This is a genomic window from Desulfonema magnum (assembly GCF_017377395.1).
Lineage (GTDB): Bacteria > Desulfobacterota > Desulfobacteria > Desulfobacterales > 4be13 > Desulfonema_C > Desulfonema_C magnum.
Genome location: NZ_CP061800.1, coordinates 4,324,974 through 4,341,543, shown reverse-complemented (window position 1 = coordinate 4,341,543; position 16,570 = coordinate 4,324,974). Strand labels below are relative to the sequence as shown.

Sequence of the window (16,570 nt, the reverse complement as noted above, 5' to 3'; positions counted from 1 at the left end):
CGAAGGGAACGTGGTGCGGTGAGCATGTCGGAGGGGGAGGAACATCATCAGGCAAACAAACAGCAAAAAGTGATATTTTTAGACGGCATAATTATAACCCCACCTGAATAGGGAGGGCTAAAAAATGAAACAAAAACCTATTCTGATCATTTTTCTGCTTATTTTTTCTATTTTCTTTGTATGTCTGACAAGCCACGCTGATACTGCCACAGATTCATCGGTCAGCGATATTGCCGTGTCGCCGATTACTGACATTGTGCTGCCAGTTACGCAGGGACCGCTGAGTGATACCTATTGCCTCCAGTATGAGACTCAATGTCCCCAGGTCATTAGCGAATGTCCTCTTGATACAGGCGAATGTCCTACCATCAAACCCGGAACAGATACGGAATGTCCAGTGAAAGATACCACATGTCCTGTTGACCCGGCAGCCTGTCCCACTATGTGGCCCCAGGATGCTGTCACCGCTTGTACCCATGTGATAACCCGATGCTCTATGAATGACACCGAATGTCCGGTAGTCGAAACCAACTGTCCTGAAGATCAGACCAACTGTCCGAAAGTTCGAACGGAATGTCCACAGAGTATCACCGAGTGTCAGCAGGTGGATACAGAGTGTCCTCATTACGATACCGAATGCCCGGAGGATAAAACATACTGTCCTGTGAATCCGGATATATGCCCCACCATCAGGCCCGACGGCGTCCTCACCGAATGTCCTGACAAGTACACCGAATGTCCCGAGGAAAAGACCGTCTGTCCTGTGAGCAGCGATAAGACTTATTGTCCCGACAGTTCAGGCGTGTGTCCCACGATCTGGCCTGCTGATGTTGTCACCGCATGTCCTGAGAAGTACACCGAGTGTCCCGAGGAAAAGACCATATGCCCTGTGAACAGCGATAAGACCTATTGTCCCGACAGTTCAGGAGTATGTCCCACGATCTGGCCCGGAGGTGTGACCGAATGTCCTCGTGTGGATACCCAGTGTCCTCACCCTGAAGACCCTGCTGCATGTCCCACAATCTGGCCAGCGGCTGTTGTCACCCAATGTCCTTTTGTTGTCACCCAATGTCCCCGGGCTAATCCAAACACCTGTCCTACCATCTGGCCCGGAGGCATCACCGCATGTCCTCTCATTCTTACACAATGCCCCCATCCTGATGACCCTGCGATATGTCCCACGATCTTGCCTGCTGATGCTGTCACCGAGTGCCCGGAGAAATACACTGAATGTTCCGGGGATCTGACCCATTGCAACGTCACATCTGACCTCGGGGATGCTCCGGATAGCACCAACCATGTCGGTGTCAAAATGACGACATACCCCGGTCACGTTGTTGCTCGTTTTCCAACGGTTTATGATGACCCAGAAGGTATTCCCGGGCCCAAGCATCGTAACACAAAAGTGGTCTGGTTAGGAGACCGTTCCACTGCGGAAAGAGACGCTGATCTGCTTCCTGATGAGGATGGCATTACCAACATTGACCCGATGATCAACGCGGCCGACCAGGACAGAGCTGACGACTGTATTAATGTGAAGAGCATCCGGCTGCCCCGCTGCGGTAAGATGAATCCTTCCCTGTCATATTCAGTCAATGTCACAGCGGGAATGCGTTTTGATAAATTGTATGTCAATGTCTGGTTCGACTTTAATCAGGATGGCGATTGGGAAGACACGCTTGAATGCACATCAGAAGACGGAAATGTTATCCAAGTTCCTGAATGGGCAGTGCAAAATCATGAAATTTCAGATGTCCATGGTTTCCAGATACTGGACGCGCCGCCTTTTCATGCGACCACTCAGTTTATGGAAGACCATCGGAGAATGTGGATGCGAATCACATTAAGCGACGAACCTGCCCCTGATCCCGGAGACGGACGAGGCCCTGATTCAGCCTACAAATACGGCGAAACCGAAGATTATCTCATGTTTATTACCTGGGATGAACCGACCATTTATCCGGCCTCGGACACAGTTTGTTCCCAGACAGACACGATTTGTGCCACAGATATCACCAACTGCTTTGCCAAGCCGACCCTCTGCTCCGGAGTTAACACCGTCTGTCCTGTTGCCAATACGGTCTGTCCTGTGCTGAATACCGCGTGTCCCAGAGTGAAAACCAGATGCCCCGCGGTACCTACCAAATGTCCTGTTCTTTTCGGCACCTGTGTTCCCACCATCTTTCCCGAGACGATTACACTCTGTTCTCAGGCTAAGACAGCGTGCCCCGAGATAAAAACCCAGTGTCCTGAGATAAAAACCTATTGTCCTGTGGCTGAATACACCAAATGCCCTGAAATTCCGACAGAATGTCCGTTAACACCCACCAAATGTCCCGCGCCCACCCTCTGTCCTGTTATTGATACGGAGTGTTCTCAGGTGGAAACCGAGTGTCCGGAATATGAAACCCGGTGTCCTGTCTTTCCCACGGAGTGCCCCCCGACACTGACCGAATGCGAGCAGGGGGAAACAATTTGTCCGGTCACGGATACTGAATGTCCCCAGCGCGAAACCTGGTGTCCCAAGTACGAAACCCGTTGTCCTGAGATCCGAACCTGGTGTCCCCAGTATGAAACCAAATGCCCTGAATTTCAGACAGAGTGCCCTGAGATCCGAACCTGGTGTCCTCAGTATGAAACCCGGTGTCCTGATGTTCCGACCAAATGTCCTCCCACGCTGACCGACTGTAGCGAAGATGTGCATACCGGATGTCCCATAAGCTCCGATGTGGCGTGTCCCACGATCTGGCCCGGAGGCGTCACGCAATGTCCCGGGAAGCTGACCTATTGCTCACAGACAAATACCTGGTGTCCTCAACATGAAACTTTGTGTGCCAGACATGAAACCCTGTGTCCTGTGATTCAGACGGAATGTCCTCCGAGTATCACCCAGTGTATCAGCGACGTTCCCACGGTTTGCCCGGTGGCTGAAACCCAGTGTCCGCTGAAAATTACCTTGTGTACGGATGAAGACCACACCTATTGCCCCAACTACGAAACCTGGTGTCCCCGGGATGACACGCGCTGTCCTGTTCTTCCGACCAAATGTCCTCTCAGTTTTACCGAATGCACTGGCAATGAAGTGTTCACGGTCTGCCCGGTGGCAGATACCGAATGTCCTCAGGAGCCTACGGCGTGTACAGCAGAAGCGCATACCCTTTGCCCGGTGGTGGATACCGAATGTCCGCAGACTAAAACCAAATGCCCTGAATTGCCAACGGAATGTCCTCCGATTCTGACCGAATGCACCCCGAATACGTTCACCCTGTGTCCGGCAGCAGAGACCGAGTGCCCCAATGTTGAAACCCGGTGTCCCAAAACGGAAACTCGTTGCCCCCAGTACAAAACTTTTTGTCCTCAGTATAAGACATACTGCCCCGAGGATAAAACCCGATGCCCTGAGATTCCCACGGACTGTCCCCTGAATATAACCGCGTGTGTTCCTACGTTTTACCCGATGGAGGATACCAAATGTCCTGAGATGACGACCGAATGTTACCAGGCCGACACGGTCTGTCCGAGAACACTTACCAAGTGTCCGGAGTATAAAACCAACTGCCCTGAAATTGAAACAGAATGCCCCCTGACGCCGAATGTATGTTCCGCTCCCACTATCTCTCCTGTCAGCGACACAGAATGCCCGCATCTGATGACCTGGTGTCCTGAAACTGAAACCCGGTGTCCGCAGCAGGAAACCGAGTGTCCTCCGGTCCTGACCCAATGCCAGCAGGGAACCACGATTTGTCCGGCCGCAGTTACAGAGTGCGCTGAAATTCTGACCACATGCCCGAAGGAGGAAACCCGGTGTCCGCTGATTCACACGGAGTGTCCTGAAGCTGAAACCCGGTGTCCCCGGCTTGACACGGAATGTCCCCCGAGCTTTACTGAATGCCAGCAGGGAACCACGATTTGTCCGGCAACAGATACCGCGTGTCCGCTGATTCTGACTGCATGTCCTAAGAGCGAGACCCGGTGTCCTCAGCTGGTGACCAACTGTTCCGAGTTAAAAACCTGGTGTCCGCAGACAGAATGTCTCCAGCCTCCCATTGACTGCGAACCAAGTGAGACGATTTGCCCGCTGACTTATACCGAATGTCCTGAAGTTGCGACCCGCTGTCCAAAGGATGAGACCAACTGCCCGGTGATTCAGACCCAATGCCCCAAGGAAGAAACCCGATGTCCGCAGATTCGCACGGAGTGTCCGGAACATGAAACCTGGTGTCCGAGACTTGAAACCGAATGTCCTCCGAGTCCCACAAAATGCACGGAAGAAAACGCCACTTATTGCCCGGCAACGAATACGGCCTGTCTTGAAATCATCGGAATGAGAGGCCCCATAATGGCGTTCAAAGTGGCCGTTGGAATGGGTGAGGATGATGTTTGTATCGGCGGAGATGTCAACGGAGACGGAAGGGTAGGAGTAGAAGAACTGATTCTGATGTTACAACGACTTGCAGGTCTGAGAACGGAATAAAAATCTGCAATGGTATTCTTGCCAAACTGTAAGTTTGGCACTCCGGAGGGAAACCAAAAGGAGTGCCGAACTTACATTTTAGGGAGTTCCAAATAAATAACAGACCCGATTCAAAAAAACGTAGGGTGGGTGGAGCGAAGCGCAACCCACCGGGCAGCCTGCAAACTTCTCCGACAAAGAATCCGTCGGTGGTGTTCTAAAACTGGACTTGTTCCGATATTTGCCAAATTGATTCAGAGGGTTAAAAAATTCAGCTCCACTTTTAGAACATTACCGAATCCGTCTTCATCTTTTTCAATAAAAACAAAAAATTTTCTTTTCATTGTCATATCCTTCAATATGTTCAATTTGTTAATCATTCAGATATGCTTACCATGTTCTGTGCGATGATTCCGGAACTCACAAATCCCCCACCCTGCGCCCCTTATCTTCTTTCTCAATTTCGATGCGAATGAGGCAGCGCCTCACGTTATGCGTTACGAGGCGGAGCCTCGTAACGAGTAAAAGCTTTGTCCATGATCCGAACGGGAACGTCACGGAGAGGGCGGATTTCAACAATGACAATATCGTTTATGAGTATGATGAGAATAACCGGCTTCTGAAAAAGACGTATCCCGATGATTCGGAGGTGTCGTTCACATACACGCCGACAGGTCAGCGGGAAACCGTGACTGATGTGCGGGGAACGACAGCTTACGTTTATGATCTCAGAGATCGGCTGAAAGAGGTCACGAATCCCGACAATACGAAGATAAGCTACACTTAAGACAATGCGGGAAACAGGACTTCCGTGACCGTTCCGTCAGGCACGACGAATTACGCTTATGATGTTCTGAACCGCCTGAAAACGGTGACCGGCTCCGACGGCGGCCTGACGACATACACCTACGACAGGGTCGGCAACCGGAAGAGCGTGACATATCCGAACGGCACAGTTGCGGAGTATATGTATGACCGCCTGAACCGGCTCATAAGACTCGAAAACCGGAATGCGGCGGGCGATCTGATTTCGGGATATGTTTACACACTCGGCCCGGCGGGCAACCGCCAGCGTGTCGAGGAAATTCATTCCGGGAGAGCCGTGAGTTACACTTACGACGATCTTTTACTCGTTCCCAGGCTCCTGCCTGGGAACGCATACGGACAGGCTCTGCCTGGCGTGAGACACGGAGCCGGGCGGGGCGGACAAAAGTAAAAGTATACGGGGTCGGGCCGTGGCAAGTATTTAATATCAGACGAATTACCTGCTTATTTTGGCCTGAAATCGGGCCTATATCGCACTTTTCAGGGCCAAAAAGTGCGATATAGGAAAAAATTTCAGGATCCTATAACGCTCTTTCTGATACCGAAAAGTGCGACATAGGCCCTGAAAACACCTGTTTTAGAGCCTGTTTCACTCCTTAATTATTGACAAAAACCGGAGCATATGATTTATCTATAGGTATGGCACGAATAGCAAGAGCAGTGGCACCCGGGATTCCGCATCATGTTACGCAGAGAGGAAACAGGCGGCAGCAGACATTTTTCAGTGATGAAGATTATCAGGCATACTCAGAGCTGATGTCGGAATGGTGTGGAGAAGTATCAGGTTGATATATGGGCATACTGTCTTATGCCGAACCACATTCATCTGATAGCTGTGCCTGAAACAAAAGACGGCCTGAACCTTGCGGTCGGCGAAGCACACAGACGGTATATAAGACGGATTAATTTTCGAGAAGGATGGCGGGGACATTTATGGCAGGGAAGGTTCGCATCTTTTATCATGGATGAGAAATATCTTCTGGCCTGTGCAAGATATGTGGAACTGAATCCGGTCAGGTCCGGTCTGGCAAAGAAACCCGAAGAATGGGGGAAGTCAGTATGAGTAAGCAAAGCTGTTGAATGAGATATAGATTTTAAGAAAAAGATTGTCTGGAGTACAAACATTATCTTAAAGCCTGTCGCTTATACTGGAATCATATCTTCTAATCTGGACAGTAGAAAGTTCTGGCTAGTAAATTGAGTAATTCACAAAAAAATAGGTGGATTTTTTTGTGAAACTATATTATATTCTGATCATAATAGCAAAACAAAATTCAATTATAAAAGGAGTTTTTATCATGATCAGCATTATTGAATCCGTCATATCGGAATTCCGCAGCTGCTTTTCCCGTGAGGCCGCTTTTTCCTGGTTTTCGATTGTTATTTTCGGTCTTATAATTCGATTTGACCATCACGGAATATGCAGTATTATCCGGTGGCTTATGCTCGACCCGGCATGTTATGACCCGATGCTGCGCTTTTTCCGGGCTTCCTCGTGGGACTCGGAGGAGCTTATGAGCCATTGGATACGGACAGCCGTCAGCCGGTATCCTCTCATCACATTCGGCGGACGTCCCCTTCTCATCGGAGACGGCATAAAAATAACGAAGGAATCGTCGAAGATGCCCGGCGTGAAATCCCTGCATCAGGATTCGGAGAACAGCGGCAAAGGCGAATACATACGCGGACATCACTTCGGATATGCGGGCATCCTTGTCGGCCGCCCCGAAAAATCCTTCTGTCTTCCGCTTCACGGACAGATTCATGAGGGTGTCGGTGCAAGACGCCATGACATAAAAATCGGAGGGGATCCGACCATAGTGACCCGGATGGCGAATCTTGTCATCCGGACAGCCGAAGATACAGGATTTCCGTGTTACGTCGCTCTCGACGCTTACTTCTCCACAGGTCCCGCTTTTCTGACTTTTAAAGAAGCCGTTAACGAAAAAGGCGAACAGTCTGTCCATCTTATTACGCGTGCGAAGAATAATTATGTGGGATACCTTGTTCCCGAAAACAGTTCGGAGAAGAAATTTCAGGAAAAAGACAAGGTGAGCCTCGCAAAAGTCTTCGGTTTCTCCGAGTGGTTCGGAGAAACGGAAGTGATGATTTCCGGAAACCTCAGAACCGTCAGATATTTCACATGGGATCTTTTTTGGAAACCGGTCAGAGATATCATTCGTTTTGTTTTCATTATCGACGGAGATGACCGCTACATACTGATGTGTTCCGATCTGACACTCTCCGGCGGACAGATTATCACGATTTATTGTTATCGCCCCAAAGTGGAAAACATGTTTCGGACGCTGAAGCATCTCATCGGAGGATTCTGCTATCATTTTTGGACAAAAGCTTTTCCCGATGTCGGCAGGGGAGAGAAGATTTGGCTCTGCCGTCTCAGTGAGACTGAAAGGAAAAAATTTGATCTCACCCTTGAAGCCATTGAACGTTTTGTCAATCTTTCCGGAATCGCCCTCGGACTTCTTCAGTATCTTTCCCTGACCCGGGGTTCCGAGGTGCTGGAAAAATATGAGGGGTGGCTGAGAACAGCTTCCTCCGACTGTCCCTCGGAGGGGGTTGTGCGGAGTGTCATTCAGGCGGAGTTCCTGTCTTCTTCCTGCAAAGTTCCGGCTGACCGAACTTTGCGGATGATACGGGGGAGAGGTCGTGAGACTTCGTCCGACCTTGCCGCATGACGCCATATATATAGGTATAAACATATTACTGTCCGGTTGTGAATTACTTAGTTTACTAGCCAGAACTTTCTACTGTCCAGTTCTAATGAATTTGAAATGTGTGATATAATATCTGAAATCTGTGTGGCAGGTGTGGGATTCGAATTGTATCCGGCGAGACGGTTGACCCGTGCGGCAATAACGCACGCGTTGCTGATTTCCATGCCTGATCCCGCCAGCATCGTAACGATGCCCGTAAGCGTGTCTCCTGTGCCGCCAATTGTCTCCATTGTTTTTGCCACGGGACTGTCAACGGTTTCCAGAATATTTTGTCGGCTCACGATATAATCTTTTTTTCCCTTTATCAGAAGATGTTTTGCAGCGTTTTTGTGCGCATAAGCACGGGCAATCAGTTCCGGCACATGATTTTCCTCATGGAGAATAAAACCCCGGGTATAAAAAGGATGGGGAGCTTCCTCATCTGCCAGAAAAGCCAGTTCTCCGGCATCCGGAGTAAAGAGATCATAGGCTTCGGATTGCCCGCTCATTTTTGCCGCGTACATGAATCCGGCATCCGCAATCAGCAGGGGCTGCGGTCTCATCTCCTGAATGGCGAACAGAACACGGTTATGCCAATCCACATCCGGTTGCAGATAATGAAACGCAATGGTTTTAAATTCAAAGTCGCACACACGCTTTTCCAAATATTCATAAAGCCGTCTGCTCCCGGTGCCCCGTCCTGTATCTCCCACCAGAAATCCGAACGGCAGAGATTGTCCTGACACTTCGCTTGTTTTTATTGCAGCGGCCAGCAATGCAGGCGTTCCCCGGTTTACAGGAACAGACTCGTTCTGAATGCAAATCCGGTCGCCTTTCAAAGAGACTTCCCCGGCCACAAGGGGAAAATTTTCATCTGGAACAGTGCCTACGATGGCAACCATGAGTCTGTCGTCTCCTTATTTGTGATTTGTGATTTGTGATCTGTGATTTGTCATTTGTCATTTGCGATTTGTGATCTCAATTCTCAATTTTAAATTCCCAATTCTCAATTTTCAATTAAACGCTTCATTTCCTCACAGGCAAGTTGGAGAGCATATCCGCAAAGGGTATGTCCGATGTCTCTCGGAGCAGGGGCCTGGGAAAGCGGTATTCCGACCATTTGCCATGCCAGATATGGAACATCAGGACAGCCTCCGCCGGAAATATTGACGATGACTTGTGTTTCCTTATCAATCGTGAGCTTCATATTGGCGGCCCGAACCATCAGATACTGTCCGAAATCTTTCACCTGAAAAATATCCACAGGCTGCAACAGAGGGCTGTTGACCGGAACTGTTTCCAAAGGGTACGGGCCTGTTTTTCGGAGTAGTCTCAGAATATTCAGTTCTTCAATAAGTGGAAATTCAATCACCAAATCGCAGCCATTCCGGATTTCAGGAGGAGGCCCCATGACCCGGATATCCCATCCCTCCTTTTTTAGTATGTTTTCAGCACGGATAACTTCGCTCGTGTTTTCAAACACCAGAATCCCCCTGTCCCAGTTCTGAGAGGCTTTCTGAACAGAGTGTTTACGCTTGAAAAAATTTAAAAAAGACAATGCTAATTCCTTGTCAGAGTGATCTGATATTCCAAATTATTTTCCTGAATATTTTTGACTTCCCAGCCCTTGCTTTCCGCGGCTCTGCTCACATTTTCTTTTGACGCGTCCGTATCCACCCATACTACGATTTCGTCTTTATCTGTTTTCTTTGATGCCTCCATGAACATCAGAACAGGCTGAGGGCATGACAGCCCCCTCGCATCAATCATTTCACTCATAATAGTTTCTCCTCTCATTGTTTTTTTCGTATTGTGGCACCAATAAAAACACAGACAACAAGCCCGATAATTACCGCGGCGATTCCGTGAGGTCCCACGCCTTTGGGCGAACTCGCCAGACTGAAATTATGGGCAAACGCGGCTCCCACAATCATTCCCATAACAAAAATCGCCGCGTCCCCGTCCCCCTCTCCTGACAAAAACAGTTGCCGTCCGGGACATCCGCCTGCCAGGGCAAATGCAAGTCCGGCCAGGACCATGCCCGCAAAATTCCAGATGTGCATGGTATGAGATACAGGTTGTTTGGCAAACCCCGGATGAAACTGTCCCAGAATCAGATTGGTAATGAATGAGGCGACAATCAGCGCTGCCACACCGGAGAACAAATGCGTCTGTTTAAACAACATCAGATCTCTGAACGCGCCCATGGTGCAGAATCGGCTTCTCTGAGCAATAAAACCGATGCCGATCCCTATTATCAGGGAAATAAACAAAGGGGCATGCATCGCTCCGGGGCCTTTGAGACTGTAAAAAAGAACGCCGCTTTTCGCCTCCCCGGTGACCTGTGGAAAAATAAGTGGCAGTGCGAGAAATCCTGTCATAATCAACGGCAGTATCCAGCCTGCCGACGTCTCAGCTTTCTGACTGCGCCCTAAATTGTAACCATTTTTAAAGAAAATTGTACCGATCCAAATCCCTCCGACAAGTCCGAGCAAGCCGACAACCGCGTTCAGATCGCCTCCGCCCAGACGCAGCATTGCCCGCCAGGGGCATCCCAGAAATACCAATGCGCCAATCATGGCAAAAATACCCAGCACAAATCTTACAATAGGGGCAGAACCGCCTCTGGGACGAAATTCTTTGAAAACATAGGCAGCAATCAGAGAACCGATAACAAATCCCATGACTTCGGGCCGCATATACTGAACCACTCCCGCACGGTGCAACCCGAGGGCACCTGAGATATCCCGCTCAAAACAGGCCACACAAATCCCCATATTGCCGGGATTGCCCAGTTTTTGAAGAATCGCGGCTAACATGCCGATCACAGCGCCTGTCGCGACTATGCCCCATCGGGTCGCAAAAAAATTTTTAAACATCTTTGTCTCCTTGTGTCTTTTTATCTTCCGATGATCAATTTTCTGAGCTGATTTCGACAAAATCCCGTCATTCTTGCTTTCAAAGGGATGACAAAAAAATTTGATCATCAAGTATCATCAGATCGAAAAATTTCCGGGCTGTGCGAGGGACAGCGGAGAAACCCGGGTTTTCTGTCCGGACGAAGTGTTCCCCCGCGGGAAAAACCCGAAGTTATTTACGGCTCATCTTTTTGTGCTGTCCACAGATAATGAAATTATACGGATTATCTGTGAGAAAAAAATCGGAATTTTGAGAAAAGTCCCTTTTTTTTTAAAAAAACGATTTGATATTATGGATGCGAAATTTTGTCAATTTGATTATTTCTATAAGTCAGATGTGTTGCATAGGAAATATCAATATTGCCAGATCAAAAATGTTCTGTTGTCTTCAGAACTCTTTTTTTTGAGCGGAAATTCTCACGCGGATTTCAAATTCAGCAGATTGAGAATCTCTTCCCGCGTGCAAAAACAGAGCAACCCGATTTTCTGCTTTTTTGGCAAAACAGAATCAGCAGATCATCCGATAATCAAGTTTTTTTCTGTCATTCCTGCGAAAGCAGGAATCCACTGTCTCCGGATTCGTAAAACCAGCAGAAAACAGATTCCTGCTTTCACAGGAATGACATTTCGCAGGAATGACAGGCTTTTTGTTCGACCCGGATCAAAAACTTGATTATCGAGAGATCAGGAATTTTTTTTTCGATCTGCTGAAACTTTTCGATCATCAGATTTGCTCTCCGCTTAATCATGCCGTCAGACAAACATCAATTTTTTTCAAGGAAGTATTGAAGTCTGTATCTCATTATGTTATCCAATCGGAAATTCGGGCAAAAATGGACGACAAGCCTGACAATGAGCCAATATCATTTTCATTTTAAAAATGCGACGAAAGGAAATTAAGGAATGCTGAAATTGAGGATGTCACCTGTTTTTATCATTTTTATTATTTTTTCACAGCTTTTCATATGTAATTCTGTATTTGGCGTGCCAACAGATAACAGGGCGGAAAGAAAAAAAACAAAAGTTCTCCTTGAAGCAATTCAAGTGGAAGGTGAGGAGGCTGAAAAAAACAAAATATCTGAAGAAGAGATTCAGGAGGCTGAAACACCTGAAGATAAAGTAAAAAGAGAAAGAAAGCATATTGTCACCACCCTTGAATCAATGATTCATGACATCAATATTTTAAAGCAGCGGCTCAGTGACAGTGAAAAGGAATTTAAAGCAGCGGAACAGGAAAGTGAGAAAGCTGCTATTAAGGAAGAAACTGAGCGGCTAAATGAACATTTGAAGAGTCTGCGAACAAACTTCGGCAAAGTCATTGCAGGTATTAATTTATCAGCCTTTGAGCAAAAGTCAGAGACAGCTTTCAAATGGGAGGAAGAGGTTTCAGATCTTTTGCAGCCAGTGATCCAGGAACTCAAAAGTATGACATCCCGGCCTCGTCAGATACAGAAACTTCGCAGTGATATCGCTCATTATGAAAACACACTTCCTATAGCAAAAAAAATAATTAAAAACATACAGTTAATTAAGCGTGAAACTGAAGATGAATATCTCATAAAAGAACTGAAGGAAATGGAAGCGGACTGGAGGGACAAAGAACATCAGATTGCCAATCAGTTAATCGCCAACAGATTACAGTTGGAGGAACTGACCAAAGATGAAAAGCCTCTCCTGGATTCTGCCCAGGGGGCTTTGAAAAATTTTTTTAAAACCAGAGGAAAAAATATCCTTCTTTCATTCATTGCCTTTTTTACAGTTTTTGTGGTTTTTCGCCTGACTCATCAGGGAATTTACAAGCTGAAACCAGTGAAAGAACGCACATTTTACATTCGGCTCTTCGATGTTATTTATTATTTTGTAGGGACCGCGGGTGCCCTGTTTGCATCCCTGGCTGTGCTTTATGTTTTTGGTGACTGGGTGCTTCTCACCCTCATTCTTATCTTTACCATAGGTTTTTTATGGACAGCCAAGGAAAATATCCCCCGGTTCTGGAACCAGATCAAACTTTTGTTAAACCTGGGCCCGGTCAGAGAAAATGAACGGCTGATTTACGGCGGTGTTCCCTGGAAGGTGACATGTTTGAATTTTTATACTGACTTGGAAAATCCTCTGTTAAAAAGTCAGATCAAACTTCCGCTGCATAAACTTACAGAAATGGTTTCATATCCCTGTCATAAAGATGAACGCTGGTTTCCCTGCAAAGAAGGGGACTGGGTTGTTCTGTCTGACGGAACCCGCGCGCAGATGAGGACCCAGACCCATGAGACAGTGAGACTTGTGCTTCTCAGCGGTGCAAACAAAAGCTATCTCACAGAAGACTTTCTGAGATTAAACCCGCTCAATATTTCCGAAAACTTCCGCCTGAAAGTGACGTTCGGAGTTTCCTATGACCATCTGTTCATCATCACCGATGAACTCCCCGAAACAATGAAAAAAACAATGGAAGAATCGTTCAGAAAGGAAAATTATGGGAATTATATGACTGATCTCACTGTTGATTTCAAAGAAACCACCCCCTCAGCTTTGGAACTTGAAATCAGTGCTTATTTTTCCGGAGAAGTGGCCCCGCTTTACGAAAAAATTCAAAAGGATATATATAAATTCTGCGTTCATGCCTGTAAACAAAACGCCTGGAATCTGCCTCACGCGAAAATAGCAATCCGAGAATCAGGTGAGGATGAGGATGAAATGGAATAGGGGCGAGGGGCGAGGGGCGAGGGGCGAGGGGCGAGGGGCGAGGGGCGAGGGGCGAGGGGCTAAGAATAAAATCAGAACGTATAAGAGGCGGTTCCTGAACCGCCTCCTGATGATATGATGATGATAAAACATTCTGATTACGCTTTTACTTTCCATCCCAAAACCTCTGCAATTGCTTCCGGAAGTTTTTCATCGCCGCTCTCTTTCCATAAACGCCGCAGGTTGCGCAATGTGGTGGTCATCCCCTTCAGGTCGTTGAATTCCTTTGTGATTTCCAAATCCTTCAGAAAGTATTCCCCTGCCCGTTTCCACTCACGCTGTTCCTGTGCAACTCTTCCCAGCTGATGATAAATCGTGCCGCTTTTCTTCCGGATCATGGCCGCGTCATAGTCCTCATTCTGCAACCAGATATTCAATGCCGCCTGATAGGAGCGTTCTGCTTCCGAATATCGCCCGAGGAACAACTGGTGTCTGGCAATATCATCAACAATAACAACAAACTCAGAACCCAATTTTCCATTCAGTTTTTCCCGGGGATAGTCTTTCAGTCCTGTCAGCACCATATCCCCCAGTCTGAGCTGTAATTCGTGGTCCTGCGTAACATCAAGATAGTCAGAGAGCGTTCTGTAGATAGAAAGAACCGACTCATGGGCATCCAGAGCAAAATACAGGGCCGTGACCAGATTCTCGTATTCCGGTTTGACGAGGGTGTTTCCCAGTGCTTTTTTATCTGTGTGATTCGATTTCATAATACCATACACAGCCTCAGCCAAACTGTCATAATATTCTCGAAACGCGGTTTCCACGGCCATGCGTTTTTCTTTTCGTTCAAACGCGTAAAGCCGGGTTTTGAGAAAAAAAGGAAAAATCGGATCCAGCTGTAAGAAAACAGGCATATGAGAAACAGGTGAAAACAGTCCGCGGTTCATTGCTTCCTGAATGATGTCTTCCCACAGATGAAACGGCAGATTAGCCAGAGCGGGCTGCTCTTTCAGATATCTGATATAGCTTCCCAGACCTTTCATATTGATAAACGAGGCAAAAGGTGCCAGGCAGCAGAGAAGGTCCTGTATTTCCGAAAACAGGTTATTTCGAGCGATCTTCCAGTGGTCCAGATAAATAACCTGGTTGAAAAATCCTCTGTTCCTTTCCAACTCCGAGTGGGGCCAGCGGATTGATTCGGAAAAAACATTACTTACGATCTCACCCAGAAAAGGATTAAAACGCTCGGGTGCGTGTTTTTCGCTCAACGGCACTGAGGGGTGATGATGAGGAAGAGCTACATTCCACACATGGGAGAATTCGCTTGGGTTCGGCTCAGGGAGTGATACAATCGGATATTTCATTTTCAGACCTCCTTTCTGAAAAAACCAACAAATCTGATTGGTTAACGCTAATATATCCTCATAACGGACAAGTTATAGCGAAAATTAGCCTGACAGAGCCCTGAAATTGATTCCTGAATCTGCAAGGAACCCGTTCGGGGCTTTGTCTAGTTAGCCTTGATTGTTTTATTTCATAAAGAGGAGGGGTGAGTCAATGGGGTGAGAAGCGTATTTAAGGGTGGTAAAATTCTACCTATGTATGGGTTATTTGTGCGTTAAAAAATATTCCGTCTCCGACACATAAAATGAATCCCTTTAATTTTTTCTCTCAAACTCACCTGGCCTGCATCATGAATAAACCAATTCTTTTTTAGATAAGGCAGAGCATCATCTTTCATTGTAAATACCGCATATAAGCACCAGGATATATGTTTCAGGGCAGAATGATTCGCGGAATCTCTTAAACCTGAAATGAGATTTGCATAAAAATGCCGAGAAATTTTTGCCCGGGTACTTACCCTTTAAAAAAATCAAATTGTTGTTTCATAAAAAACTGACCAAGAAAAATTGTTTCAGAAACAGGTAGTGTTCTAAAACTGGACTTAATTTTTTTAAGGCATTGAATCAATTTAGCAAATATCGGATCAAGTCCAGTTTTAGAACACCACCCAGAAACACTCTTCGCGACGGATGACCTGAGTGTTCAGGGAGCTGATATGTGCTTTTCACATTGTTACATCTTGTGGTTATTAAAAAAAATGTTCAAAGCCCGATCACTTCCCCTTTAAATTTAATATACACCCTAAATTTTTTTTTCTTACATATGAGTTAAAAAACTCGCGAACTATCAGGCGGCTGAGAATTTTCCAAATCACATCGAATCACTGCTATCCTCTTACCCTGATAGTAAAGCAAAGATCATGCCATAATGTAAGAAACAGCTTGTTTCTAATTTATAATCATTTGCTATTACTTAATAAAACAACAAATTAAGACCAAAAGAGCATGTTTCAATTATGTATTTTTTAGGATCAATACATAACAAATTTGTATGATTTCAATCTGGCCGGACATGATTTCCGGAGTTTTTCTTATCTTTCAATAAAAGAAACCAGAAAGTCAGCATTGTCAGACAGATGCGATTTGAAATGGTCAACTCCCGATAATATTTTATTGTGCAAAAATTATGCCAATATTTATAACTTATTGATATTTTAAGAACTGGTTAATAGCCAAAGCTATTTTCACAGGACTGGTATAAAATTTTCCGACACCTTTTTTCTGTCTTTAAAAACTGTTTTATTTATTAACAATCTGAAATTAAAATAAAAAATATTTTTTTAAGGAACTGGCAGGAGTAAAAAACAACAAAAAAGGTGTCGGAAAACTTGACACTTTTTTCGTCAGAGATTGAAAAAAACAACAGACACAGAAACGGCATAAAATAAATTATAGCGTTTTGCTTCAACAAGTTAAACGTATAAAATTGTTTTTATCGTCCCTATGTTATTTTTTTAAAAAAATTATTTTTAATTTTAGGATATTATACAATTCAGTGTAAAATTTTCCGACACTGTCAGATTCATGTCAGTGTGATATTATAATATTTAATATCAGATAATTGAGAGTTAAAAA

General features: G+C 46.1%; 11 protein-coding genes. 6 read left to right on the top strand and 5 right to left on the bottom strand.

The window, feature by feature from the left end; genetic code table 11:
* The first annotated feature begins 124 nt into the window (after positions 1-124).
* The 5 genes from dnm_RS16635 (at position 125) to dnm_RS16615 (ending at position 7,974) form a co-directional block, all read left to right on the top strand.
* Positions 125-4,474, top strand: a complete 4,350-nt coding sequence (locus tag dnm_RS16635; RefSeq protein WP_207678040.1) for a GEVED domain-containing protein — start codon at positions 125-127, stop codon at positions 4,472-4,474.
* 451 nt (positions 4,475-4,925) lie between these two features.
* On the top strand, positions 4,926-5,240 hold the full coding sequence (locus dnm_RS16630) for an RHS repeat domain-containing protein (RefSeq protein WP_207678039.1): 315 nt from the start codon (positions 4,926-4,928) through the stop codon (positions 5,238-5,240).
* A gap of 24 nt (positions 5,241-5,264) precedes the next feature.
* On the top strand, positions 5,265-5,669 hold the full coding sequence (locus dnm_RS16625) for an RHS repeat domain-containing protein (protein ID WP_207678038.1): 405 nt from the start codon (positions 5,265-5,267) through the stop codon (positions 5,667-5,669).
* Positions 5,670-6,047: 378 nt separating this feature from the next.
* A complete protein-coding gene (locus dnm_RS16620; RefSeq protein WP_246556012.1) occupies positions 6,048-6,341 on the top strand; it encodes a transposase in 294 nt (97 codons plus the stop codon).
* Between the two features lie 235 nt (positions 6,342-6,576).
* The gene (locus dnm_RS16615) at positions 6,577-7,974 is read left to right on the top strand and encodes a transposase (protein ID WP_207678037.1); all 1,398 of its coding nucleotides are present in this window, start codon (positions 6,577-6,579) and stop codon (positions 7,972-7,974) included.
* A gap of 47 nt (positions 7,975-8,021) precedes the next feature.
* Here dnm_RS16615 and dnm_RS16610 read toward each other — a convergent pair whose 3' ends face one another.
* The 4 genes from dnm_RS16610 to yedE all read right to left on the bottom strand — a co-directional run bounded on the left by dnm_RS16610 (position 8,022) and on the right by yedE (position 10,979).
* Positions 8,022-8,894, bottom strand: coding sequence for an NAD(P)H-hydrate dehydratase (locus dnm_RS16610; protein ID WP_207678036.1), 873 nt, complete (start codon positions 8,892-8,894; stop codon positions 8,022-8,024).
* Between the two features lie 104 nt (positions 8,895-8,998).
* The gene (locus tag dnm_RS16605; RefSeq protein WP_207678035.1) at positions 8,999-9,550 is read right to left on the bottom strand and encodes a putative Se/S carrier protein; all 552 of its coding nucleotides are present in this window, start codon (positions 9,548-9,550) and stop codon (positions 8,999-9,001) included.
* Positions 9,551-9,552: 2 nt separating this feature from the next.
* Positions 9,553-9,771, bottom strand: coding sequence for a sulfurtransferase TusA family protein (locus tag dnm_RS16600; protein ID WP_207678034.1), 219 nt, complete (start codon positions 9,769-9,771; stop codon positions 9,553-9,555).
* Positions 9,772-9,785: 14 nt separating this feature from the next.
* Positions 9,786-10,979 carry a YedE family putative selenium transporter gene (gene yedE, locus dnm_RS16595; RefSeq protein WP_207678033.1) on the bottom strand — a complete coding sequence of 398 codons (1,194 nt, stop codon included), beginning with the start codon at positions 10,977-10,979 and terminating at the stop codon, positions 9,786-9,788.
* A gap of 834 nt (positions 10,980-11,813) precedes the next feature.
* On the opposite strand from yedE, the gene dnm_RS16590 reads away from it, so the two are divergent.
* Positions 11,814-13,610 (top strand): hypothetical protein, encoded by a 1,797-nt coding sequence (locus tag dnm_RS16590; protein WP_207678032.1) that lies wholly within the window; start codon positions 11,814-11,816, stop codon positions 13,608-13,610.
* A gap of 137 nt (positions 13,611-13,747) precedes the next feature.
* On the opposite strand, the gene dnm_RS16585 is transcribed toward dnm_RS16590, so the two are convergent.
* On the bottom strand, positions 13,748-14,956 hold the full coding sequence (locus dnm_RS16585; RefSeq protein WP_207678031.1) for a tetratricopeptide repeat protein: 1,209 nt from the start codon (positions 14,954-14,956) through the stop codon (positions 13,748-13,750).
* Between the last annotated feature and the right edge of the window lie 1,614 nt (positions 14,957-16,570).

What these genes read in the sequence shown, in the direction of transcription:
- dnm_RS16585 (WP_207678031.1), bottom strand. Translation starts at nt 14,956, where the DNA reads ATGAAATATCCGATTGTATCACTCCCTGAGCCGAACCCAAGCGAATTC.
- yedE (WP_207678033.1), bottom strand. Translation starts at nt 10,979, where the DNA reads ATGATCAAATTTTTTTGTCATCCCTTTGAAAGCAAGAATGACGGGATT.
- dnm_RS16635 (WP_207678040.1), top strand. Translation starts at nt 125, where the DNA reads ATGAAACAAAAACCTATTCTGATCATTTTTCTGCTTATTTTTTCTATT.
- dnm_RS16610 (WP_207678036.1), bottom strand. Translation starts at nt 8,894, where the DNA reads ATGGTTGCCATCGTAGGCACTGTTCCAGATGAAAATTTTCCCCTTGTG.
- dnm_RS16615 (WP_207678037.1), top strand. Translation starts at nt 6,577, where the DNA reads ATGATCAGCATTATTGAATCCGTCATATCGGAATTCCGCAGCTGCTTT.
- dnm_RS16630 (WP_207678039.1), top strand. Translation starts at nt 4,926, where the DNA reads ATGAGGCAGCGCCTCACGTTATGCGTTACGAGGCGGAGCCTCGTAACG.
- dnm_RS16600 (WP_207678034.1), bottom strand. Translation starts at nt 9,771, where the DNA reads ATGAGTGAAATGATTGATGCGAGGGGGCTGTCATGCCCTCAGCCTGTT.
- dnm_RS16590 (WP_207678032.1), top strand. Translation starts at nt 11,814, where the DNA reads ATGCTGAAATTGAGGATGTCACCTGTTTTTATCATTTTTATTATTTTT.